The following is a 22,250-nucleotide window of genomic DNA, read 5'->3' as shown; positions in this document are numbered from 1 at the left end:
GGCCGGGCGGACCTGCCTTGACGGGCCCCGGCCCCCTCGGCACGCTGGGTACATGACCCCGGCCGCGGAGGTCGGCCTGCGACGGATCCTCGCCGTCGTGGACCTCCTGATGGATGCCGTCATCGATGCCGTCGACGAGGAAACCCTCGTTCCGGTGCTGCTTCCGCTGCTGCTCGGGGCGGTCCCCGGCGACAGCATCGTCTGGTCGCCGCACGCCGGGAGTGCGGAGCGCCCGTTCACCGTCCCCACCGGGCTGCTGAGCCAGGACATCCGCGACGCCTTCGACCGCGAGGCGGCCTCCGATTCCCTCGTCCTGCACACCACCGCCGGCCCCGGCACGCCGATGCGCCGCTCGACGCTGCAGACCCGCCGCGAGTTCCACGCGCTGGCCGCCTACCCGGACGTCTACCGGCCGCTCGGCGTCGAACAGCAACTCGCGATGTCCTTCCCGGCCGGCCGCGCCGACGAGCCGCCGCGCAAGGTGTGCGTGGCGGTCAGCCGGGACGGCAGCGATTTCTCCGACGACGACGTGGCCACCGCCGCGCTGCTGCGCAGCCGGCTCACCCGGGTCCTCACCCGGCTCGCCCCGGCGCTGCCCGCCCCGCCGCCGGTCACCCGCCGGGAGTCCGCCGTACTCGCCCTGCTGGCCCGCGGTCTGACGAACCAGCAGATCGCGCACCGGCTGGCGATCAGCCCGCGCACGGTCGACAAGCACCTGGAGCACGTCTACGCGAAGCTGCGGGTCGGCAGTCGCGTCGAGGCGGCGAACGCGTGGCTGACGCGGGACGCGGCGGCGGCGCGTCCGGTCCCGTAGCGGCGGTTGCTGGTCCGGTCCGGGAGCGGCGGTTGTGCGTCCGGTCCGGGAGCGGCGGTTGCGCGTCCGCCGCCGTCGGCTTCTTCAGTCGTCCAGCCGGTCCGGGTCGGCGGCCACCGACTCCCAGAACTCCGCGTGGGCGCGCTCGTGCAGCACCCCGAGGCGCAGCAGCCGGGCCCGGGAGCGCTGCCTGGAGTCCTCGGCCGGATCGAGGTCCGCGCGCAGCGACTCGTAGTGGGCGAGCCATCCGCGGTGCCGTTCGGCCTGCCGGGTGGCCAGCGCGACGATGTCGGCGGCGGCGCCGAGATCGGCGAAGAACAGTTTCAGCTGGGCCGGATCGCGGGTCTCCGCCTCGGGGGTGTCAGGGTCGGCCAGCCAGCGTTCCAGGGCGGCGCGGCCCTCGGCCGTGAGGTGGAAGATCCGCCGGCGGCGGCCCGCCGTCTCGGTCTCCTCGCGCAGCAGACCGGCCTGCGCCAGCTCCGCCGGGATGCGGTACAGCTGCGCATGCAGGATCGGCCAGAACGGCTGGATGTCGTCCTCGACACGGGACTTGAGCTCGTACGGCGTCATCGCCCCGTGCCGGGCGATCAGTCCGAGCACGACGTATCTCGCCGGGCTGTACTCCGCCATCCTCCGCCGCCTCCCACTCACCTTGACACCATCTCATTGAGACCATACCTTCCCTCTCATCGAGACCATCTCAATGAGATGGTTAGGTTCATCTCCCAGTCATGTGCCACAGAAACGGGGAATCCCATGCCCGGCCGCACCACCGCGACCGCCGTCCGCCCGCATCCCGAACTGGCCGAGATCCTCGGCCAGTTGCCACCACGACCCGCCGACCCGTACGCCGACATCGAGGCGGTGCGCAGTGGCTTCCGGCAGCTCATGGCACCGCTGATGCCGGCCCACGACCCGCGGGTGACCGTGCGGGAGACGACCGTCCCGGGGCCGGACGGAAACCGCCTCGACGTCCAGGTGCTGCGCCCCGCCGGCGCCGAGGGGGTGCTGCCCGGCGTCCTCTACCTGCACGGCGGCGGCTTCGCGTACGGGGAGCTGGACGGGCCCAGCCCGATGGCCCGCAACGCCTGTGCCGCCGCGGGGGCGGTGGTGGTCAACGTCCACTACCGACTGGCCCCCGAGCACCGCTACCCGGCCGGGGTCGAGGACTGCTACGCCACGCTGGAATGGATGGCCGCGGCGGCGGACGAACTCGGCATCGACCGCGACCGGATCGCCGTCACCGGGGCCTCCGCCGGGGGCAATCTGAGCGCCGCCGTCTGCCTGATGGCCCGCGACCGCCAGGGGCCGCGGATCGCCTTCCAGGGCCTGCTGATCCCCTGCCTGGACGACCGGGACCGGACCGCCTCCCGGCGGCGGATCGACGACCCGCGGATCATCAACGGCACCGGCATCGCACGCACCTGGGACACCTACCTCGGCCCCGGCCGCGGCCCCGACACCCCCGCCTACGCGGCCCCCGCCCGGGCCACCGACCTCACCGGACTGCCGCCCGCGTACGTCCTGACCTGCGGCCTCGACCCGCTCCGCGACGAGGGCCTGGAGTACGCCCGGCGCCTGATGGAGGCGGACGTCCCGGTCGAGGTCAGGGACGTCCCCGGCGCCTGGCACTTCTTCGAGGCGTACGCCCCGGAATCCGGCCTGGCCCGCCGCACCACCGACCACTGGCTGGCCGCGCTGCGCACCGCCCTCAACTGAGGGACCCAGGTCCCCGACGGCCGGTGACCGCCGGGCCGTCGGGGCTCAGTGCGGAACGGAGCGGCGGCGGTAGGTCACCTTGTTGTCGTGGACGCGGGTGACCTCGACGGTCAGGTGGCGGTAGCGGCCGATCGGGAAGTGCGCCGTGCAGCGCACCGCGGCGGACCGCACCGGCCGCAGATCGCCCGAGCAGTGCACCGCGTCCGGGCCGCTGCGGAACGGGAGGGTGAGCTGGCCGCTGAGGGTGCGGGCGATCTCGGTGCGCAGGACGGTGTGGGTGCCGTCGTCGACCTCGCTGGTGGCGTCCCGGCCGTACAGCGCGGGCACGACGAGCACGAGGAGGACGGTGCCGGCCGCGAGGAGGGCGGTGAGCAGGCCGAGGAGCAGCCCGCGGCGGGGCGGTGGCTGACCGGTCACCGCCGTCAGCCCTGGGCCCGGCGGGCCCGCCGGCGGTGGGCCGAGGCTCCCCAGCCGGCCGCGCCGAGCAGCGCCAGGCCGCCGAGCACCGCCGCCGTCCGGTCACCGCCGTGGCCGGCCGTGCCGCCGAGACCGGTGCGCGATCCGCCCTGCGGGAAGTACCGGCCGGAGTCGTCGGAGAGCCCGGAATCGTCGAGCCCGGAGCGGTCGGAGAGCGCGTCGTCCGGCTGGGCCGCGTCCTCGGGGGCCGAGCCGCCGGAGAACGTCCCGGCGCCGTCGGAGACCGGGCTGGCCAGGAGCGCGCCGCCCGTGACGGTCAGGGTGCCGGTGGCGGTCTTCGCCGCCTTCCGTCCGCCGCCGTCCTCCTGCCCGGCGCGGGCCGCCTGGTACACCGCGCGGTGCTGCCCGGTACCCCTGGCGCCACCGCAGACGACGGTGACCCGGTACGTGCCCGGGGCGACGCCCTGCGGCAGGACCGCGGTGGCGCCCGCCTGGTCGGCCATGGCGGACAGCCGCAGGACCGGGATGTCCGGGCTGTCGAAGCGGGCCTCGGCGGACCCGCCCGCGCAGACGCCGCCGTCGTACACCGAGAAGGCCCCGCCGGGCGCCACCCGCTCGGGCCGGACGGTCACCGCGCCGGAGGCGTCCGGCGCGAGCCCGGAGGCGGCCTTGGACGCGGCGCCGCCCGCCGCCTCGCTCACCGCGTCCGTGGCGGCGTCCGCACCGTCCCCGTCACCGAAGAGCAGCACGGACACCGCCAGACCACCGGCCGCCAGCGCATAGAGAGGAATGTGGCTTATGTGCATACCCCACAGAGAAGCGCCCCGCCCGGCGGCCCGCACCTCGATGGGAACCGCGGCCGCCGCCCGCGACCAGGGACAACGTCGCGACCGCCACCGTTCGCGCAGGTCAGACCGGGTGCGCATGCCCAGGACAGCGGGAACGCGCGGGCTGGACCTTCCGGGTGGTGACGGTCCGTGACGGTCGGTGAGGAGCGGAACCGGGTGCCGCGGCCCGTCACGCCTCCAGCCGGAGGTCCCATTTGCCGGAGCGGCCGGTGAGGGTCACCACCGACAGCGGCTGGACGTCGATGCGCCAGTACGCGTGCGGCGGCGCCTGGAGGGCGTAGACCAGGGCGGCCCGGACCACGCCGGGTTCGGCGACCGCGAGCAGCCCGGCGGCGTCCTCGACCGGGCGGGTGTCCAGCCAGCCGCCGACCCGGGTGATGAAGGCCAGCAGCGATTCCCCGCCGTGCGGGGCCGAGCGGGGATCGGCCAGCCAGGTCTCGACCGCCGCCGGCTCGGCCGCCGCGACCTCCCCCAGGGTGCGGCCGCGCCAGCGCCCCATGTCGCAGTCGCGCAGCGCCGGCTGGGGCAGCGGGCGCAGGCCCAGCCCGTCCCCGGTCTCCCGGCAGCGCGCGGACGGCGAGCAGTAGCGCAGCTCGGCGGCGGCGAGCCGGCACAGCACGGGCGCGGCCCGCTCGACCTCCTGCCAGCCCACCGCGTCGAGCGGGCGGTCGTCGTCGAACTGCGTCGCGAGCAACGCGGAGCTGCGGGCCGCGGCCAGCATCGAGAGTCGAACGCTCATTCGCCGATGGTAAGAGCAGGATCGGCCGGCGGGACCCCGCTTGCGCGGATCCCGAGCGGTCCGCCTCAGATCCCGAGCGGGCCCGGGTCGATCAGCCCGAGGGTCATCCACTGCTCGGGCGCCACCAGCGACCGGAAGCCGATCTTCTCGTAGACGCCGTGCGCGTCCTTGGTGGCGAGGGTGAGCCGGTTCAGCCCGCTGGGCGCCAGGTGGTCGGCGATGGCCTCGACCAGGGCCGTGCCCAGCCCCTTGCCGCGGTCGTCCCGGCAGACGTAGACGTCACAGAGCCAGGCGAAGGTGGCGTGATCGGTCACGACCCGGGCGTACGCCACCTGGCGGCCGGAACCGGACGCGTACAGGCCGAAGTTGAGCGAGCCCGCGACGGCGCGGTCGTGCAGGGCCCGGGGCCGGTCCAGCGCCCAGTAGGCGTCGGTGGCGAGCCAGTTGTGGACCAGGTCGGCGTCCAGGCGGGCCGGGTCGGTGGAGATCTCGTAGCCGTCGAGGGCGTGCGCGTTCATGCCGGGAGATTCCCAGAAGGACGGCGACGGCGTCGAACCGGTGTGCCCCCGGACGCCGTCATTCGACGGTCACCCCCAGTTCGTCGCAGGCCGTGCGCAGCCGGCGGACGCCCTCGGTGATCTCGGCCGGGCCGGCCGCGGCCGCGAAGCTCAGCCGGAGGTGCCCGGCCGGCGGCTCGGCGGCGAAGTACGGGCGGCCGGCCGCGACCGCGACCCCGGCCCGCAGCGCCGCACCCGTCAGCGCGGCCTCGTCGGCGCCGTCCGGCAGCCGCAGCCAGAGCTGGTAGCCGCCGCACGGCACGTACGGGCCGCCGTCCCGGCCGGGAATGCCGCCGTACGCGGCGCCGGGCCCGGCGAGGGCCGGCAGCCGGCTCGCGAGGGCCGCGGTCAGCGCGTTCCGGCGGACGGTCAACTCGCCTGCGATGAACCGGAGATGGCGCCCCCAGGCGGGTGAGCCGACCAGTTCCAGGGCGGTCTCCTGGAGCGGTTGGGGCACGAAGAAGTTGTCGACGACCTGGATGGCGCGCAGCCGGTCGCGGACCGGGCCGCGGGCGGCCAGTGCGGCCACCCGGAGGTTGGGCGAGGTGGCCTTGGTCAGGGACCGGATGTGCACGACGGTGCCGTCCCGGTCGTCCGCCATCAGGGTCGGCGGCAGCGCGGCCGCGTCGCCGTGGACCAGCAGCCGGGCGAAGTCGTCCTCGATCACGAAGGCGCCGGCCGCCCGGGCCACCCGGAGCACCTCGCGCCGCCGCTCCGCGGACAGCACCGCCCCGGTCGGGTTCTGGAACAGCGGCTGGCAGACGAAGAGCCGGGCGCCGCTGGCCCGGAAGGCGTCGGCCAGCAGGTCCGTCCGTACGCCGTCCGCGTCCACCGGGACCGGCACCGGACGCAGTCCGGAGGCGCGGGCGACGGCGAGCATGCCGGGGTACGTCGGCGATTCGACCAGGACGGGTGCGCCGGGCGCGGCGAGCGCGCGCAGGGCAGCGGTCAGCGCGTTCTGGCCGCCCGCGGTGATCTGCACGTCGCTCGCGGCCAGCGCGCCCCCGGGGCCGCCGATCTCCCGGGCGAACCAGGCGCGCAGCTCCGGCACGCCGTCGACCGGCGGCCGCGCCCAGGCACCCGGCCGGCGGCCGGCCCGGGCCAGGGCGGCGGCGAGGGCGCGTTCGGGCTGCAGGTCGGGGTGCAGATAGCCGCCGTTGAGTTCGATGACGCCGGGGGCCGGGCGGGCGAGGGTGGCCACCACGCCCGACGCGTCGACGCTGCGCGGCACCTGGTCCCCGCCCGGCTCGGCGCTGAGCGCGATCTCCTGCCAGGAGGTGTCGACCGGCCGGGCGACCGCTGCCGGGGGCTCGGCCCGGAAGGCGCCGGCGCCGGGCCGGGTGGTGACGAGACCCTCGGCGACGAGTTCGGCGAGGGCCCGGGAGACGGTCACGGGGCTCACGCGATGCCGCTCCACGAGGGCCCGGCTCGATGGCAGCTTCTCCCCCGGAGAGTAGCGCTTCAGCTCGTCCCTCAGGCTCGCGGCCAGCTCAGCCACACTGCTACGCTCTTGCATGAGAGCCAACGATAGCGCTACTACCCCCATGGCGATAGCGGTGAACGCCCCCGCCGCGACCTCCCGGACCGCCGCCACCGCCGCCGCCACCGCCGTCGAGGCCCCGGAGGCCGCCGGGTCCACCGGCAGCGCCCCGGCCGGCCGCGGGGCGCTGCTCGCCGGCCTGGGCGTGGCGTCCTTCTCCCTCACCTTCCCGGGGACCGCCTGGGCGCTGGAGGGCATGGGGCCCTGGACCGTGGTGATGCTGCGCAGCGTGCTGGCCGCCGTCCTTGCCGGCAGCGCGCTGGCCGTCCTCCGGGTGCGCCTCCCCGAGCGCCGCCACTGGGCCGGGATCGCGGTCGTGGCCGGCGGCGTGGTGCTCGGGTTCCCGCTGCTGACCACCCTGGCGCTGCAGACCTCCACCACCTCCCACGCGGCCGTCGTGGTCGGCCTGCTGCCGCTGACCACCGCCGCCTGCTCGGCCCTGCGCACCGGCGCCCGCCCGTCCCGCACCTTCTGGGTGGCGTCCCTGGTCGGCGCCGCCGTCGTCCTCGGCTTCGCGGTGCAGCAGAGCGGCGGCGCCCCGGGCCGCGGTGATCTGCTGCTGTTCGCGGCGCTGCTGGTGTGCGCGGCCGGCTACACCGAGGGCGGCCGGCTGGCCCGCCACATGCCGGGCTGGCAGGTGATCGGCTGGGCGCTGGTGCTGTGCCTGCCGGTGACGGTGGCGGGTGCGGCGGTCGCGCTGTCCACCGAGCCGCTGCGGCTGACCGCCCACGCGGTCATCGGGCTGCTGTGGCTGGCGGCCGGTTCGCAGTTCCTGGGGCTGGTGGTCTGGTACCGCGGGATGGCCGTGATCGGCGTCTCCAAGGCGAGCCAGCTCCAGCTCGCCCAGCCGCTGCTGACCCTGGTGTGGTCGGTGCTGCTGCTCGGCGAGCGGCTGCCGCCGGCCGCACCCGTGACGGCGCTGGCGGTCCTGGCCTGCATCGCGGTCACCCAGCGGGCCCGCGGGTGACCGGCCCGGGCGCGCTGGCCGTGGGCCCGGCCGCCGGTTCTCGGGGAACCGGCGGCCCGCTCCCCGGGTGCGCCGCGCCCCCGCGGACGTAAACTTGCCGCGATGGCAGATAGCGCGCCGTCCGGGCCGCGCCAGGCCCGTAACCCCTTAAACCGTTGGCCGTTCAACCGCTCGGCCGTCCCCGCGTCGGCCGTTCGGGTCCGCGGCCGCCCGAAGCGGGGAGGACCCTGATGCACGCGACCAAGGGCGACCGGCTGGTGGTGCACGGCAGGACCGTCGGGCATCACGACCGGGTCGTGGAAATCGTCGAAGTACTGGGGACGAACGGCGATCCGCCCTACCGCGTCCGCGCGGAGGACGGACACGAGGCGATCGTGTCGCCCGGGCCCGACTCGGTCGTCCGGCACGCCGAGACCTCCGACGTCGAACCCGGCCGCTGACACCCCTCGACCGACCGGCCGAGGACCCACCGGGGCCACCCGGCCCCGCCACCCGACCCGCGCCGCGCGGACCGGCCCGGGGCGAGCGCCCCTAGGACCGTGCCGCGCCGCCGTAGTGGTCGCGCACGACCCGGGCCAGTGCGCCCACCCGGTCCTTGGCCACCTCCTTCGCCGAGAAGTAGACGTGCCCGCCGACCTGGGGGTAGCCGCGGGCGAAGGTGAGATGGCGGGAGAGTTCGGCCGGGTTCTTCCAGGCCGCCGGCCGGCTGTCGCCCGCCTTGTAGAGCGCCTCGCCGATGTAGAGGTCGACGCCGGTGCCGTCGACCGTCCGTGACCACCACGGCACCAGTTCGGCGTAATCGGCGGCCTTGGTGCCGATCGGCCAGTAGACCTGCGGCACGATGTAGTCGAGCCAGCCCTCGCGCACCCAGCGGCGGGTGTCGGCGTAGAGGTCGTCGTACGTCTCCACCCCCGCCTGGGTCCGGGAGCCGCGCTTGTCGGTGGCCTGGTTGCGCCAGACCGCGAACGGGCTGACGCCGAACCGCACCCGGCGGCCCTCCTGTTGGCCGCCCTCACCGAGCCGCTGCGCCATCTCGTACACCAGCCGGTCGATGTTGTCCCGACGCCAGTCGGCCCGGCTGTCGAAGTCCCCGCCGTAGGTGTCGTAGGCCTCGTCGTCGTCGAAGGTCTTGCCGGCGGCCGGATACGGATAGAAGTAGTCGTCGAAGTGCACCCCGTCGACGGAGTAGTGCTCCACCGCGTCGAGCATCGCGTCCTGGACGAACGTGCGGACCTCGGGCAGGCCGGGGTTGTAGTACAGCTTGCCGTTGTAGGGCACGATCCAGTCAGGATGCCGGCGGGCCGGGTGGTCGGCGGTCAGCCGGCCCGGGTCGGCGTGGTTGGCGACCCGGTACGGGTTGCACCAGGCGTGCAGTTCGAGGCCGCGCCGGTGCGCCTCGCGGACCGCGAAGTCCAGCGGGTCCCAGCCCGGATCGCCGCCCTGCCGCCCGGTCAGCGACTCGGCCCAGGGCTCGTACGGGGACGGCCAGAGCGCGTCCGCGGCGGCCCGCACCTGGAAGAACACCGTGTTGAGCTTGTGCGCGACCGCCGCGTCGAAGTGGGCGCGCAGTTCGCGCTGCTGCTCGGCGGCGGTCAGCTTCGTCCGCGAGGGCCAGTCGAGGTTGCCGACGGTGGCCAGCCACACCCCGCGCATCTCGCGCCGCGCCGCCCCCCCGGCCGGTCCGGCCGCCGCCACCCCGAGCACCGAGCCCGCCATGCCGATCGCCGCCCTGCCGAACACCCTGCGTGTGATCTGTCGCATCAAAAGTCCCCAGCTTGTCCGGTTCGTCCCGTCCTGCGGGCTCAGAATGCCCGCCCCGGAAGCCGTGGCCCAGCACCGCGCGGAGTAACGTCGGGGCCGAGGCGGCCGCCGGACCCTTACGGCGCACCGCCGGTCCTGAAGATCAGCGAAAGGCACGAGGTGACGGACATCGAACGCGTCGGAGTGGTCGGTTGCGGCCAGATGGGCGCAGGCATCGCCGAGGTGTGCGCCCGCGCCGGGCTGGACGTCATGGTCGCCGAGACCACGGGCGAGGCCCTGGAGCTGGGGCGTACCCGCCTGACCAACTCCCTCGGCAAGGCCGCCGAACGCGGCAAGATCACCCCCGAGGAACGCGACGCGACGCTCGACCGGCTCAGCTTCACCACCGACCTCGGGGAGTTCGCCGACCGCGACCTCGTCATCGAGGCCGTGGTGGAGAACGAGCAGGTCAAGACCGAGATCTTCCAGGTTCTCGACCAGGTCGTCAGCCGCCCGGACGCGATCCTGGCGTCCAACACCTCCTCGATCCCGCTGGTGAAGCTGGCGGTGGCCACCTCCCGCCCGGACCAGGTCATCGGCATCCACTTCTTCAACCCGGCGCCGGTGCAGAAGCTGGTGGAGCTCATCCCGGCGCTGACCACCGGCGAGGAGACCATCAAGCGCGCCGAGGCGCTGGTCCAGAACGTGCTGGACAAGCACGCCATCCGCGCCCAGGACCGCTCCGGCTTCGTGGTCAACGCGCTGCTCATCCCGTACCTGCTCTCCGCGATCCGGATGTTCGAGTCGGGCATCGCCAGCCGTGAGGACATCGACAACGGCATGGAGCTGGGCTGCGCCCACCCGATGGGCCCGCTCAAGCTGTCCGACCTGATCGGCCTGGACACCGTCGCCTCGGTCGCCGCGTCCATGTACGAGGAGTACAAGGAGCCCCTGTACGCCGCTCCCCCGCTGCTCCAGCGCATGGTCGACGCGGGCCGGCTGGGCCGGAAGAGCGGGTCGGGGTTCTACCCGTACTGAGTGCGGACCCCGCGGATGCCAGGGCCGGCGGAGCTCGTCCGCCGGCCCTTCGGCGTTCACCGGGCAGGCCACCGGGGCGCCGACGTCGCCGCGCCCGTCAACCGCTCCGCCCGTGGAGGGTGCTGAACCCCGTGTCCCCCGGGGCGTGCACTCCCGTGGCGGGGAGCGGTACGGCCGGATCGTGGCCGGTGCCGTCCGCGCAGAGCAGCACGAGCGCGACGTCGTCCGACAGCCGCCCACCGGCATGCCGCAGCAGCGCCTCCCGTACGTCGTCCACCACCCCGGCCGGTGCGGGCCCGGGCGTCCCGGGGGTCGTCGCCACGCTGCTGTACAGCCGCTGCGCCAGCGGGAAGAACTCCCCGGTCCGGTCCCGGGCCTCCACCGCACCGTCGGTGTGCAGGAAGAGCCCCTCCCCGGGCCGCAGCCGCCCGCAGCACACCGGCGCCGCGTCCGCCGGGAGCGGGAACAGCCCGAGCGGCGGCATCGGCTCGCCCGGGGCGAGCGGCGCCACCGGGTCCACCGCCCGCCACACGAGGCGGTACGGCCACGGGTGCCCGCAGTTGAGCGCCGTCATCGAGCCGTCCGGGGCGATCTGCACCAGCAGCAGCGTCACGAACTCCTCCCCGGCCGGGCTCGCCGCACCGGCGTCCGCCGGGTCCGCCCGGCGCGCCCGCTCCCCGAGATGCCGCTGGTGCGCCCGCTCCAACCGCCGCAGCACACCGGCGAGTTCGGGCTCGTCGTGGGCGGCCTCGCGGAAGCTGCCGAGCACCGCCCCGACCGTGCCTATGGCCGCGAGGCCGTGCCCGCGGACGTCGCCGATCACCGCCCGGACGCCGTACCGGGTGCCGACGACCTCGTAGAGGTCCCCGCCCACCACGGCGCCCTCGCTCGCGGAGAGGTGGTCGGCCGCCAGGACCAGCCCGCCGATCCGCGGCGGCAGCGGCCGCAGCAGGACCCGCTGGGCGGCCGTGGCGACCTCGCGGGTGCGCTCCAGCTCCCGCAGCAGCCGCTTCCGCCGGCCGGCCGTCAGATAGCTGGCACCGACCACCGCGAGGACCGCCCCGCAGGTCATCACGCGGGTACCCGGGCCGGGGCCGGCGTCGCCCGCGCCGAACGGGACCAGGGCGGCCAGTGCGCACACCCCGCCGAGCAGGACGCACTGGCGGCGGCCGGTGCCCGCACAGGCGATGGCCGGCGCCGCGGCGAGGAGTTGCAGCAGCCGGCCACCGGTCGGCTCGCAGAGCTCCCAGGTGACCACGCCCAGGACCCAGAGTCCGGGCAGCACGAGGACGAGACCGCGCCGGGCACGGCTCGCCCCGTCGCGCGCGCCTGTCCTCGCCCAGGCTCGGATCATGCCGATGGTCCCCCCAGCCGGTGGTCTGGCTCGACCGGATCGATTCTCGCGACGTTCCGTATCCGTTCCGCGACGAAACGTACATCACCACCCGATTGGGTGATGGTGTATGGATCGGATCGTCGACAAAGCGGCACGGCATGCGAAGAGGACGTGGACGGCCGTGCCGTCCACGCCCTCTCACCGGGCTCGTGCGCGGGTCAGCCGCGCAGCACCGCTCCGGTCCGCTCCACGGCCGACGCCACCGCCGCGTCCCGGGCGGCCGACGCCTCCTCCGCGGTCAGCGTGCGGTCCCCGGCCCGGAAGCGCAGCGCGTACGCCAGCGACTTCTTGCCGGCGCCGAGCTGCTCACCGGTGAAGATGTCGAACAGCCGCAGCGCCTCCAGGAGTTCACCGGCCCCGTCGCGCAGCGCGGCCTCGACGTCCGCCGCCGGGACGGTGTCGTCGACGACGAGCGCCACGTCCTGGGTGGCGACCGGGAACGAGGAGATCGAGGGCGCCTTCAGCGGGCCGGCGCCGGCCCGCTCCAGACGGTCCAGGTCGATCTCCATCGCGCAGGTGCGCTCCGGCAGGGACAGCGTCTTGATGACCCGCGGGTGCAGCTCACCGGCGTTGCCGACGAGGACCTCCTCGCCGTCGACGACGGCGAGGAGCGCCGCGCACCGGCCCGGGTGGAACGGCGCGTGCTGGTCCTGACGGATGATCAGCTCGACGCCCGCCTCCCGGGCGACCGTACGGCCGGCCTCGATGGCGTCCGCCCAGTCGGACGGACGGCCGCCGCCCCACCAGCCGGGCTGCTCGCGGTGGCCGGCGAGGACCACCGCGGCGCGCCGCGGCTGCTGCGGCAGCGAGGCGTCCAGCGAGGCGATCTCGTCGTCGGTCGGCCGGCGGTCGACGACCAGCCGGCTGGCCGGCTTCTCGTCACCGCTCGCCCGGAAGACCGGACCGGTCTCGAAGAGCGCGAGGTCGTGCGTGCCCCGGCCGTAGTTGCGGCGGAGCGCGCCCAGCAGCCCGGGGATGAGCGTCGTGCGGAGGTCGGGTTCCTCGTCGGAGAGCGGGTTGACGAGGGTGACCGCCGAGCGGCGCGGGTCGTCGGGCTCGATGCCGAGCTGATCGAGGACGTGCGAGCCGGTGAACGGGTAGTTCAGCGCCTCGACGTAACCCGCACCGGCCAGCGCCCGGCCGACCCTGCGGTGCATTCGCTGACGCTCCGTCAGGCCGCGGCCGGCCGGCGGCTTCGGCAGGGTGGAGGGCAGGTTCTCGTAGCCCTCCAGGCGGATGACCTCTTCGGCCAGGTCGTTGGGGTCGGAGAGGTCCGGCCGCCAGGACGGCACGGTGACGACCAGTTCATCCTGGCCGTAGACGTCGCAGCCGACCTGCTGAAGGCGGCGGACGACGGTCTCCCGGCCGTAGGTGACACCGGCGACCTTGTCGGGGTGGTTCGCCGGGATGGTGATCGTGCGCGGCCCGCGGGGCGAGACGACCTCGGTGACACCTTCCCCGGCGGTACCGCCGGCGAGCAGCACCAGCAGGTCGACGGTGCGCTGCGCCGCCGCCGACGCCGCCTCCGGGTCCACCCCGCGCTCGAAGCGCTTGGCCGCCTCGGAGGACAGCTTGTGCCGGCGCGCCGTACGGGCGATGGCGATCGCGTCGAAGTGCGCGGCCTCGATCACGACGTCGGTGGTGCCGCGCAGCTCACCGGTCTCCGGGTCGGTGACCGGGGCGGCGATCTCGGTGTTGGCGCCGCCCATGACACCGGCGAGCCCGATGGGGCCGCGGTTGTCGGTGATGACCAGGTCCCCGGCGTCCAGCGCGCGCTTGGTGCCGTCCAGGGTGGTCAGCTTCTCGCCGGGGGTGGCACGGCGGACGCCGATCGGGCCGTCGACCATGGTGCGGTCGTAGGCGTGCAGCGGCTGGCCGAGCTCCAGCATCACGTAGTTGGTGATGTCGACGGCGAGCGAGATCGGGCGCATGCCGGCCTTCTGCAGCCGGCGCTGCATCCACAGCGGGGTGCGGGCGCCGGGCTCCAGGCCGGTGACCGTCCGCGCGGTGAAGCGGTCGCAGCCGATCGGGTCGGCGACCTGGACCGGGTAGCCGGCGGCGTTCGGCGGCGGGACGTCCAGCAGCGCCGGGTCGCGCAGCGGCAGCCCGTAGGCGGTGGCGGTCTCGCGGGCCACGCCGCGCATCGACAGGCAGTAGCCGCGGTCCGGGGTGACGGCGATGTCCAGCACCTCGTCGACGAGCTCCAGCAGCTCGATGGCGTCGGTGCCCACCTCGTACTCCGGCGGCAGCACGATGATGCCGTGCGTCCCGTCGTCGCCCATGCCGAGCTCGTCGCCGGAGCAGATCATGCCGTGCGACTTCTTGCCGTAGGTCTTACGGGCGGCGATCTTGAAGCCGCCGGGCAGCTCGGCACCGGGGAGGACGACCACGACCTTGTCGCCGACGGCGAAGTTACGGGCGCCGCAGACGATCTCCTGGGGCTCACCGGTGCCGTTGGCCTGGCCGACGTCCACCGTGCAGAAGCGGATCGGCTTCTTGAAGCCCTCCAGCTCCTCGATGGTCAGCACCTGGCCGACGACGAGCGGGCCCTTGAGGTCCGCGCCGAGGCGCTCGACGGTCTCGACCTCCAGGCCGACCGCGATGAGCTTCTCCTGTACGTCCCGGCCGGTCTCCGTCGCCGGCAGGTCGACGTACTCCCGCAGCCAAGAAAGCGGGACCCGCATCAGATCTCCATCCCGAACGGCCGGGTGAACCGGACGTCGCCCTCGAACATGTCGCGCATGTCTTCCACGTTGTGCCGGAACATCAGCATCCGGTCGATTCCGAACCCGAAGGCGAAGCCGCTGTACTTCTCCGGGTCGACGCCGCAGGCGATGAGCACCTTGGGGTTGACCATCCCGCAGCCGCCCAGCTCGATCCAGCCCTCGCTGGAGCACGTACGGCACGGCCGGTCGGGATTGCCCACGGACTCGCCACGGCAGACGTAGCAGACCATGTCCATCTCGGCGGACGGCTCGGTGAACGGGAAGTAGTTCGGCCGCAGCCGGGTCTTCATGTCCGGGCCGAACAGCGCCCGGACCATGTGGTCGAGGGTGCCCTTGAGGTCGGCCATGGTCAGGCCCTCGTCGACGGCGAGCAGCTCGATCTGGTGGAAGACCGGGGAGTGCGTGGCGTCCAGCTCGTCGGTGCGGTAGACCCGCCCCGGGCAGACGACGTAGACCGGCGGCTCGCGGTCGACCAGGGTGCGGGCCTGGACCGGCGAGGTGTGGGTGCGCAGCACGACGCCGGACTCATCGTCCTGGGCGCCGTTGGCCTTGACGAAGAAGGTGTCCTGCATCTGGCGCGCCGGGTGGTCCGGCACGAAGTTCAGGGCGTCGAAGTTGAACCACTCCGCCTCGACCTCGGGGCCCTCGGCGATCTCGTAGCCCATCGCGACGAAGACGTCCGCGACCCGCTCCATGAACGTGGTGAGCGGGTGCCGGGCGCCGGCCGGGACGCGGTCGTAGGGCAGCGTGACATCCACCGCCTCCTCGACCAGCACCCGCGCATCGCGCTCCGCCTCCAGCTCTTCCTGGCGGGCCTTGAGCGCCTGGTTGACGCGGCCGCGGGCCTGGCCGACGCGCTTGCCGGCGTCCGCCTTGGCGTGCGGCGGCAGGGCGCCGATCTCCCGGTTGGCGAGGGCCAGCGGCGAGCGGTCGCCGGCGTGGGCGACCTTCACCTCACGCAGCTGCTCCAGATCGGCCGCGGCGGCGACGGCGGCCAGCGCCTCGTCCAGCCGGGCGGCGATCTCTTCCGGTTTCAGGGCTTCGACCTCGACAGGGTCGTACGACTTATTGGGTGCGGACATCTCTTCCCGTGCTTCCGGTGGACTGGCTTGGCTTGGCTCGCTTCGCCTCGGCTCTTCGATCACATGGGTCGTATGGGCCGAGCCCGCGCTGCGCCCGCGATGCCTCTGCGCCAAAGGTGCCAAAGGTCAAGTCTAAGGGGGACGGGTGGCGCGGCCGGCCCGAGCCCCTGCGGGGCGCCCGGCGCGGACCCGCTCAGTCCCGTCCGTCGCCCGCCACCACCCTTGCACGACGCTGCGCGACACCTCTAATTCATAAAGGCCGGCGTCGCGACGGGCAGGCTGAACCGGAACTGGGCGCCGCCGGTCGGGGCCCGGCCGACCGTGATCGTGCCGCCGTGGGCCTCGACGATGCCCTTGACGATGTAGAGGCCCAGGCCGGTGCCACCGCGCTTGCTGCCCCGCCAGAAGCGGGTGAACACGCGGCTCATCGACTCCTCCGGGATGCCGGGGCCCTCGTCGCTCACGGTGACGCTCGTCCCTTCCGTGCTGGTCGCGTCCGTTGCCGGTCCGACCTCGATGGTGACCGTTCCCTCGCCGTGGCACACCGCATTTTCCAGGAGGTTGCCGAGCACCTGGTCCACCTTGTCCGGGTCCGCCCACAGATCGGGCAGTGGTTCCCGCATCCGGATCAGAAAGCGGTCCGGCCGCTGGCCCGCGGTGGTCTGCGCCTGGACGTGCCGGCGCACCGCGGCGATCATGTCGACCCGCTGCCGGCGCACCTCCAGTCGCCCGGAGTCGATCCGGGAGATGTCCAGCAGTTCGGCGATCAGCCGGGTGACGCGGTTGGCGTCGGCGTCCACCGTCTCCAGCATCAGCCGCTTCTGGTCGTCGGTGAAGCGTTCCCACTTCTGGAGGAGGGTGGCGGTGAAGCCCTTGACGGAGGTCAGCGGCGAGCGGAGCTCGTGGGCGACGGTGGCGATCAGCTCGGCGTGGCTGAGCTCGGTACGGCGCCGGGCCTCGGTGCCGCGCAGCGCGATCACCAGCCGCTCGACCGGCCCGCCCGGCCGGCCGCGGACGTAGCGGGCGGAGACCAGCACCTCGCGGCCGCCGAGCAGGAGGTTGCGCTCGGGCTGGCCGCGGCGGATGGCCAGGCCGCCGTAGGGGTCGGTCAGCCGCCACCAGCGGCGGCCCTCGATGTCCTGGAGCGGCAGGGCCTCCTCCAGGGGGCGGCCGAGCGCGTCCTCGGGGGCGAGGCCGGTGATCCTCGCGGCCGCGGCGTTGAAGCAGCTGACCCGGCCGGTCGCGTCGGCGACCACCAGGCCGTCCGGAAGGTCGTCGGGGTCGAGCCCGAGCCCGGTGTCCGGGGCGGTGGACGCCACCGCGCGGGCCGGCGGCGGGCCGCCGGCCGGTCCGTCGGACGGGCTGCCGTCGGCGCGTGCTGTGATGCCGGAAGTCCTCACACTCATCCCCGTTACCCCCTTCCGGGCCCCCGGGCACGCAACACTACTAGCTCGCCCCGTATGTGCCGGGCGTTCCGGTGGACGCCCCTCAGGCGGGTGACGCGGAGCGGCAACCACCGGGGCCACGCTGGGCACGGGCCGAGGCGTAGAGGCAGACCGCGGCGGCGGTGGCGAGGTTGAGGCTCTCGGCCTTGCCGTGGATGGGGACGCGTACGACGGCGTCGGCGAGCGCCCGGGTCTCCTCAGGGAGGCCCCACGCCTCGTTGCCGAAGACCCAGGCGGTGGGCCCGCCCATGGATCCGGTGTCCAGCTCGGCGTCCAGATCACGGTCACCCGCGCCGTCCGCGGCGAGGATCCGTGCGCCGGCGCCCTTGAGCCCGGACACCACCTGCTCGACCGGTACGCCGACCGCGACCGGGAGGTGGAAGAGGGAACCGACCGACGCCCGTACGGACTTGGGGTTGTACAGGTCGACGGAGGCGTCGGTGAGCACCACGGCGTCCGCGCCGGCGGCGTCCGCGCAGCGCAGCACCGTACCGGCGTTGCCGGGGTCGCGGACGTGGGCGAGCACCGCGACCAGCTTCGGGCGGGCGGCGAGGATCTCCTCGAACGGCGAGTCGAGGAAGCGGCAGACGCCGAGCAGGCCCTGCGGGGTGACCGTCTGGGAGATGTCCCCGATGGTCCGGTCGTCGGCGAGGTGCACCCGGACCCCGGCCGCGCGGGCCGCCCCGACGATCTCGTGGTGGCGCTCGGCGGCCTCGACGGTGGCGAACAGCTCGATGAGCGTGGCGGCGCCGTCCGTGCGGTGCGCGATGGCCTCCCGTACGGCCTGCGGGCCCTCGGCGATGAACCGGCGCTCCTTGCCGCGGAAGGCGCGGCGGGCCAGCCGCCGGGCGGCGGTGACGCGCGGGGAACGCGGGGAGATCAGCTCGGGGGTGCCCATGGGCGGCGGCTCGCTTCTGTGGTTCGGGGCGGGGCGGGGCCGGGCGGCCCGGGCCGGAAAAGCATCGGACCCGCAGGCCCGGGGCCTGCGGGTCCGATCACGACGGTGTCACGACCGCGTCGGTCGTCACGCCAGGTCGTCAGGCTGGTGTTCAGGCAGCCTTCGGGGCGTTGACGTCGCTCGGCAGGGCCTTCTGGGCCACCTCGACGAGCGCGGCGAACGCGTTGCTGTCGTTGACCGCGAGGTCGGCCAGGATCTTGCGGTCCACCTCGATGTTGGCGGCCTTCAGACCCTGGATGAAGCGGTTGTAGGTCATGCCGTTGGCGCGGGCAGCGGCGTTGATGCGCTGGATCCACAGCTGACGGAAGTCGCCCTTGCGCTTCTTGCGGTCGTTGTAGTTGTAGACGAGGGAGTGGGTGACCTGCTCCTTCGCCTTGCGGTACAGGCGGGAGCGCTGGCCGCGGTAGCCGCTGGCCTGCTCGAGGATCGCCCGACGCTTCTTGTGGGCGTTGACTGCCCGCTTGACGCGTGCCACTTGTTAACTCCTTGTAGCGGGGCCGTGGTTGTCGTCACACGGCCCGAATCGATTGGGTCCCGGTCCGAGTCGCGCACCCCGCTCGGTCAGCGGGGGCGCGGCGACTCACTTGCCGAGAAGCTTCTTGATCTTCGCGGCGTCGCCCGGGGCCATCTCGGCGTTGCCGGTGAGGCGACGCGTCACGCGGGACGACTTGTGCTCGAGCAGGTGGCGCTTGCCGGCGCGCTCGCGCAGCACCTTGCCGGAGCCGGTGACCTTGAAGCGCTTGCTGGCACCGCTGTGCGTCTTGTTCTTCGGCATGCGCCGTTCTCTCCTCGTCAGTGGCGCTCCCACCGGCACGGGCCGGCTGGCGGGAGCGTCAGATGTATCGGTTGGTGTCCGGGGCGGGTTTGCCCCGGCATGAATCCGGGGCTCTCGCCCATGGATCACGCCTCGGCGGGCTCCCCGGCGGGCTCCTCCGCGGGAGCACCACCCTGGCGCTCCGCCTTGCGGGCGGCCTGCGCCTCACGGGCCTCGGCCATCGCCTCGGTCTTCTTCTTGTGCGGACCGAGGACCATGATCATGTTGCGGCCGTCCTGCTTCGGGTTCGACTCGATGAAGCCGAGCTCCTGGACGTCCTCCGCGAGCCGCTGCAGCAGTCGGAAGCCCAGTTCGGGGCGGGACTGCTCGCGACCACGGAACATGATCGTGATCTTGACCTTGTCACCCTGCTTGAGGAACCGGACGACGTGACCCTTCTTGGTGTCATAGTCGTGCGGGTCGATCTTCGGCCGGAGCTTCATCTCCTTGATGACCGTGTGCGCCTGGTTCTTGCGCGCCTCACGGGCCTTCATGGCCGACTCGTACTTGAACTTTCCGTAGTCCATGAGCTTGCAGACCGGCGGACGGGCGTTCGCCGCCACCTCGACCAGGTCGAGGTCGTACTCCTGCGCAAGCTCCAGGGCCTTGGCAAGCGGCACAATGCCGACCTGCTCGCCACTGGGACCGACGAGTCGCACCTCGGGGACGCGAATCCGGTCGTTGATGCGGGGCTCGGCGCTGATGGATCCTCCTCGGTAGCACCACGCGACGGCCTGGCGGACTGCCGCGTAACGTCTGTTCGGTGTGACCAACCGCGCCGGTACATGAAAAATGCCCCGGACGGGACACAGGCGGGGCTCCACATAGATCTGGAGCACCGCCGCGAAGTCTCCGCGGGGCGCAGCCGGACCGTTGACCCGCCAACCTGAGGTCGGTCGGGTGGGAGATCGGAGCCTCCACTTGTGGGCCGGTCACATGAGTGTCCGGCCGGTCGGAACACCAGGATACACGAGTCAAGCCCTGGCCCCCACTCGTACGCCCCGGTGCGGGCGCCGCCCGTCAAGGGTGCCAGTCCCGGACGCCGGGCCCGCGGAGGCGGGCCATAGGCTGGAGCGGACCCCTCTTTCAGGAAGAAGCCCTTAAGACATGAGCGACCAGACCCCGCAGCCGTCCGACGCGCCCGAGCCGTCCGGCACCCCGCACGCGGCGAGCCCCGACTTCGATGCCATGACCCGGGACATCGCGGACGTCCCGGCGGTCGAGGTGATCACCACCGTCGCGGTGCATCTGATGAGCTCGGCGGCGGTCAACCTGGGGCTCGCCGAGGGCGGCGAGGCGCACAAGGACCTCGACGAGGCGCGCAAGCTCATCCAGGCGCTGGCCGGTCTGGTCACCGCCAGCGCCACCGAGATCGGCTCGTACCACGCGGCACCGCTGCGGGACGGCCTGAAGTCGCTGCAGCTGGCCTTCCGCGAGGCCTCGGTCGTCCCGGACGAGCCGGGTCAGGGCCCCGGGGAGAAGTTCACCGGGCCGGTCTACGGCTAGTCCGTACCCTTTGCGGGCCTTGCGCCCCTTTGCGTGAGACCACGAGCCCCGGCCGATGCGGCCGGGGCTCGTGTGTTGGGGGGTGCTCGTGTGGTGAGGGGACCCGGGGGGGGTCAGACCCGTTCGCCGGGGCCGGCGGTCGGCTCATGGGGCGAGACCTGGTCGGCGACGAGCACCTGTTCCTGCGGCGGGTGGGTGACCTGGTGGACCACCGCGGCGATCGCCCCGCCGATCAGGGGCGCGACGATGAAGAGCCACAACTGGGTGATGGCCGCGCCGCCCGCGAACAGCGCCGGGCCGATGGAGCGGGCCGGGTTCACGGAGGTGCCGTCCAGCGGGATGCCGATGAGGTGGACGGTGGCCAGTGCCAGACCGATCGGCAGGCCGTCGAAGCCGATCACGGCCACCCGGTGGGTGACCGACAGCACCACGAAGACGAACAGGAAGGTCATCACTATCTCGGCGACGAAGGCACCGCCGAGGTTGAGGTGCACCGCCGAGCGGTCGCCCCAGCCGTTCGTGCCGAAGGCCGCATGGGTCTGCAGGCCCGGGACCTGTTTGGCGACCAGGAAGAGCAGCGCGGCCCCCACGATGGCGCCGAGGATCTGGGCGATCCAGTACTCGACGGCCGTACGGGGGGTGATGCGGCGGGACAGCAGCATGCCCAGCGTCACCGCGGGGTTGATGTGGCTGCCCGAGATCGGGCCGAGCGCGTAGGCCAGGGCCAGCATGGTGAAGCCGAAGGCCAGGGCGATGCCGAAGGTGCCGATGTACTCGCCGGCCAGCACCGCCGAGCCGACGGCGAAGAACACCAGGAGCAGCGTGCCGAGGAATTCGGATACGACCGTGCGGGTCACGACCGAGGGGGTCTCCGTTGTCTCCATGTGGGCTCTCCTCGCGTGGATCTTGAGCTCTCCTCGCATTGTGCGGCCCGGAGGACGAACCCGCCCGTCGGCGATCTCCCGGGCCATGGAGGCACGGCCCACGGAGGCACGGCCCACGGAGGCACGGCCCACGGAGGCACGGCCCACGGAGGCAACCCGCCGCGGGCTCCGTCAGCGCTGGTAGAGCGGTTCCCCGGTGGCCGCCGCACCGGGCGGCAGGAGCGCCAGGTCCAGGCCCCGTACGAGCCGGGCCCGCAGGACCTCGTCGGCGGCCAGCGCCTGCGCCAGCCGCTGGGCGACCTCGGCGGTGGGGGCGTCGGCGGCCAGGCCCAGGGCGAGGGTCCCGTCGGTCTCGCCGGACGGCGCCAGCCGGGCGGTGAGGACGGCCGGCTCGGCGGCGAGGAGGGCGCGCAGGGCCTCGGTGACGGCCGGGTCGGCGAGCGGGTCGGCGGTCGTACGCCCCTCGGCGAGGGCGCGCAGCGCGGGCCCGGTGAGCTGGTAGGTGACCGGGCCCGCCAGGTCGATCACGACGGTGTCGGCCTTCTCGTGCGAGGCGGCCAGCAGCGCCTGCTGGAGCGGGACGGCAACCGGCCGGGCGTCCGGGCGCCAGCGGTGCAGGGTCTCCGTGCTGGTGAAGGCGGGGAGGGCACGCCGCCCGTCCGGGGCCTGGAGGGTGGGCACGGCCATGTCACTGGTCTTCTCGCGACGCAGGCCGTCGGGTCCCGTCTCGACCTCACCGAGGATCGCGACGACGGGTACGAGGAGCCGGGCACCGGCCAGCGCGGTCAGCAGCGCGGGCTCGGTGGACCGGTCGGCGCCGTAGGCCGCCAGGGCCGCGGCGAGGCCGGGATCGGCGGACCCGTCGTCGTCGGAGAAGGGCGAGTCGGGAATGTTCTTCTGCACGTGCCCGAGCGTATCGGGGCCTCGCCGTACGTTTTGCGGTGCCTCCCACGTACCTGGCTTTCCCGCCGCGGGGCTTGCTCGCCGTTGCGCTTTGCGGCGCCCCGCACGTAGCTGGCTTTCCCGCCGCGGGGGTTCTCGCCGTTGCGCATTGCGGCGC

The 22,250-nt window shown here is 73.7% G+C and carries 23 protein-coding genes; 6 read left to right on the top strand and 17 right to left on the bottom strand.

Features of this window, described 5'->3' with window-relative positions; genetic code table 11:
* The first annotated feature begins 52 nt into the window (after positions 1–52).
* Positions 53–814: a helix-turn-helix transcriptional regulator gene (locus tag IG62_RS0127400; protein WP_030808758.1), complete on the top strand. Its 762-nt coding sequence runs from the start codon at positions 53–55 to the stop codon at positions 812–814.
* Between the two features lie 84 nt (positions 815–898).
* Here the strand turns inward: IG62_RS0127400 and IG62_RS0127395 are convergent, their stop codons facing one another.
* Positions 899–1,444, bottom strand: a complete 546-nt coding sequence (locus IG62_RS0127395; RefSeq protein ID WP_030808755.1) for a PadR family transcriptional regulator — start codon at positions 1,442–1,444, stop codon at positions 899–901.
* 126 nt (positions 1,445–1,570) lie between these two features.
* Between IG62_RS0127395 and IG62_RS0127390 the strand changes: the two genes are divergently transcribed.
* Complete coding sequence (locus tag IG62_RS0127390) at positions 1,571–2,533, top strand: alpha/beta hydrolase (protein ID WP_051798669.1); 963 nt, start codon at positions 1,571–1,573, stop codon at positions 2,531–2,533.
* Between the two features lie 45 nt (positions 2,534–2,578).
* On the opposite strand, the gene IG62_RS0127385 is transcribed toward IG62_RS0127390, so the two are convergent.
* The 5 genes from IG62_RS0127385 to IG62_RS0127365 all read right to left on the bottom strand — a co-directional run bounded on the left by IG62_RS0127385 (position 2,579) and on the right by IG62_RS0127365 (position 6,610).
* A complete protein-coding gene (locus IG62_RS0127385; RefSeq protein WP_051798667.1) occupies positions 2,579–2,950 on the bottom strand; it encodes a hypothetical protein in 372 nt (123 codons plus the stop codon).
* Positions 2,951–2,955: 5 nt separating this feature from the next.
* Positions 2,956–3,756, bottom strand: coding sequence for a hypothetical protein (locus IG62_RS0127380; RefSeq protein WP_030808747.1), 801 nt, complete (start codon positions 3,754–3,756; stop codon positions 2,956–2,958).
* A gap of 211 nt (positions 3,757–3,967) precedes the next feature.
* Positions 3,968–4,537, bottom strand: coding sequence for a histidine phosphatase family protein (locus tag IG62_RS0127375; protein ID WP_030808746.1), 570 nt, complete (start codon positions 4,535–4,537; stop codon positions 3,968–3,970).
* A 65-nt stretch (positions 4,538–4,602) separates the two neighbouring features.
* The gene (locus IG62_RS0127370; protein ID WP_030808745.1) at positions 4,603–5,055 is read right to left on the bottom strand and encodes a GNAT family N-acetyltransferase; all 453 of its coding nucleotides are present in this window, start codon (positions 5,053–5,055) and stop codon (positions 4,603–4,605) included.
* Positions 5,056–5,113: 58 nt separating this feature from the next.
* Positions 5,114–6,610, bottom strand: coding sequence for a PLP-dependent aminotransferase family protein (locus IG62_RS0127365; protein WP_030808742.1), 1,497 nt, complete (start codon positions 6,608–6,610; stop codon positions 5,114–5,116).
* Between IG62_RS0127365 and IG62_RS0127360 the strand changes: the two genes are divergently transcribed.
* Both IG62_RS0127360 and IG62_RS0127355 read left to right on the top strand, forming a co-directional pair.
* A complete protein-coding gene (locus IG62_RS0127360; protein ID WP_030808737.1) occupies positions 6,609–7,601 on the top strand; it encodes a DMT family transporter in 993 nt (330 codons plus the stop codon). The genes IG62_RS0127365 and IG62_RS0127360 overlap by 2 nt on opposite strands.
* A gap of 230 nt (positions 7,602–7,831) precedes the next feature.
* Positions 7,832–8,041, top strand: a complete 210-nt coding sequence (locus IG62_RS0127355; RefSeq protein WP_030808734.1) for a DUF1918 domain-containing protein — start codon at positions 7,832–7,834, stop codon at positions 8,039–8,041.
* A 91-nt stretch (positions 8,042–8,132) separates the two neighbouring features.
* On the opposite strand, the gene IG62_RS0127350 is transcribed toward IG62_RS0127355, so the two are convergent.
* Complete coding sequence (locus IG62_RS0127350; RefSeq protein WP_030808732.1) at positions 8,133–9,362, bottom strand: glycoside hydrolase family 10 protein; 1,230 nt, start codon at positions 9,360–9,362, stop codon at positions 8,133–8,135.
* 159 nt (positions 9,363–9,521) lie between these two features.
* Between IG62_RS0127350 and IG62_RS0127345 the strand changes: the two genes are divergently transcribed.
* Positions 9,522–10,379, top strand: a complete 858-nt coding sequence (locus IG62_RS0127345) for a 3-hydroxybutyryl-CoA dehydrogenase (protein ID WP_030808730.1) — start codon at positions 9,522–9,524, stop codon at positions 10,377–10,379.
* A gap of 97 nt (positions 10,380–10,476) precedes the next feature.
* Here the strand turns inward: IG62_RS0127345 and IG62_RS0127340 are convergent, their stop codons facing one another.
* From IG62_RS0127340 to infC, 8 genes are all read right to left on the bottom strand, one after another.
* The gene (locus IG62_RS0127340; RefSeq protein ID WP_078872270.1) at positions 10,477–11,733 is read right to left on the bottom strand and encodes a PP2C family protein-serine/threonine phosphatase; all 1,257 of its coding nucleotides are present in this window, start codon (positions 11,731–11,733) and stop codon (positions 10,477–10,479) included.
* A 200-nt stretch (positions 11,734–11,933) separates the two neighbouring features.
* Positions 11,934–14,459, bottom strand: coding sequence for a phenylalanine--tRNA ligase subunit beta (pheT, locus tag IG62_RS0127335; protein ID WP_030808724.1), 2,526 nt, complete (start codon positions 14,457–14,459; stop codon positions 11,934–11,936).
* A complete protein-coding gene (pheS, locus tag IG62_RS0127330; RefSeq protein ID WP_030808721.1) occupies positions 14,459–15,583 on the bottom strand; it encodes a phenylalanine--tRNA ligase subunit alpha in 1,125 nt (374 codons plus the stop codon). Before pheS ends, pheT begins: the two co-directional genes overlap by 1 nt.
* A 245-nt stretch (positions 15,584–15,828) precedes the next feature.
* Positions 15,829–16,989: a sensor histidine kinase gene (locus tag IG62_RS0127325; protein WP_030808719.1), complete on the bottom strand. Its 1,161-nt coding sequence runs from the start codon at positions 16,987–16,989 to the stop codon at positions 15,829–15,831.
* Positions 16,990–17,071: 82 nt separating this feature from the next.
* Positions 17,072–17,926 (bottom strand): TrmH family RNA methyltransferase, encoded by an 855-nt coding sequence (locus tag IG62_RS0127320; RefSeq protein ID WP_030808716.1) that lies wholly within the window; start codon positions 17,924–17,926, stop codon positions 17,072–17,074.
* A 151-nt stretch (positions 17,927–18,077) separates the two neighbouring features.
* On the bottom strand, positions 18,078–18,461 hold the full coding sequence (gene rplT / locus IG62_RS0127315; RefSeq protein ID WP_030413047.1) for a 50S ribosomal protein L20: 384 nt from the start codon (positions 18,459–18,461) through the stop codon (positions 18,078–18,080).
* Positions 18,462–18,566: 105 nt separating this feature from the next.
* Positions 18,567–18,761, bottom strand: coding sequence for a 50S ribosomal protein L35 (rpmI, locus tag IG62_RS0127310; RefSeq protein ID WP_016576627.1), 195 nt, complete (start codon positions 18,759–18,761; stop codon positions 18,567–18,569).
* Positions 18,762–18,886: 125 nt separating this feature from the next.
* A complete protein-coding gene (gene infC, locus IG62_RS0127305; protein WP_078866077.1) occupies positions 18,887–19,573 on the bottom strand; it encodes a translation initiation factor IF-3 in 687 nt (228 codons plus the stop codon).
* A gap of 334 nt (positions 19,574–19,907) precedes the next feature.
* Here infC and IG62_RS0127300 point away from each other — a divergent pair, with 334 nt between their 5' ends.
* Positions 19,908–20,306 carry a DUF1844 domain-containing protein gene (locus tag IG62_RS0127300; protein WP_030808712.1) on the top strand — a complete coding sequence of 133 codons (399 nt, stop codon included), beginning with the start codon at positions 19,908–19,910 and terminating at the stop codon, positions 20,304–20,306.
* A 113-nt stretch (positions 20,307–20,419) separates the two neighbouring features.
* On the opposite strand, the gene IG62_RS0127295 is transcribed toward IG62_RS0127300, so the two are convergent.
* Positions 20,420–21,190 carry an MIP family channel protein gene (locus tag IG62_RS0127295; protein WP_030808710.1) on the bottom strand — a complete coding sequence of 257 codons (771 nt, stop codon included), beginning with the start codon at positions 21,188–21,190 and terminating at the stop codon, positions 20,420–20,422.
* A gap of 171 nt (positions 21,191–21,361) precedes the next feature.
* Positions 21,362–22,093: an SseB family protein gene (locus IG62_RS0127290; RefSeq protein ID WP_030808708.1), complete on the bottom strand. Its 732-nt coding sequence runs from the start codon at positions 22,091–22,093 to the stop codon at positions 21,362–21,364.
* Positions 22,094–22,250: the final 157 nt, after the last annotated feature.

Source organism: Streptomyces sp. NRRL S-337 (assembly GCF_000720175.1).
In the GTDB taxonomy this organism is placed as follows: Bacteria; Actinomycetota; Actinomycetes; order Streptomycetales; family Streptomycetaceae; genus Streptomyces; species Streptomyces siderophoricus.
This window is presented reverse-complemented; position numbering and strand designations above follow the sequence as displayed.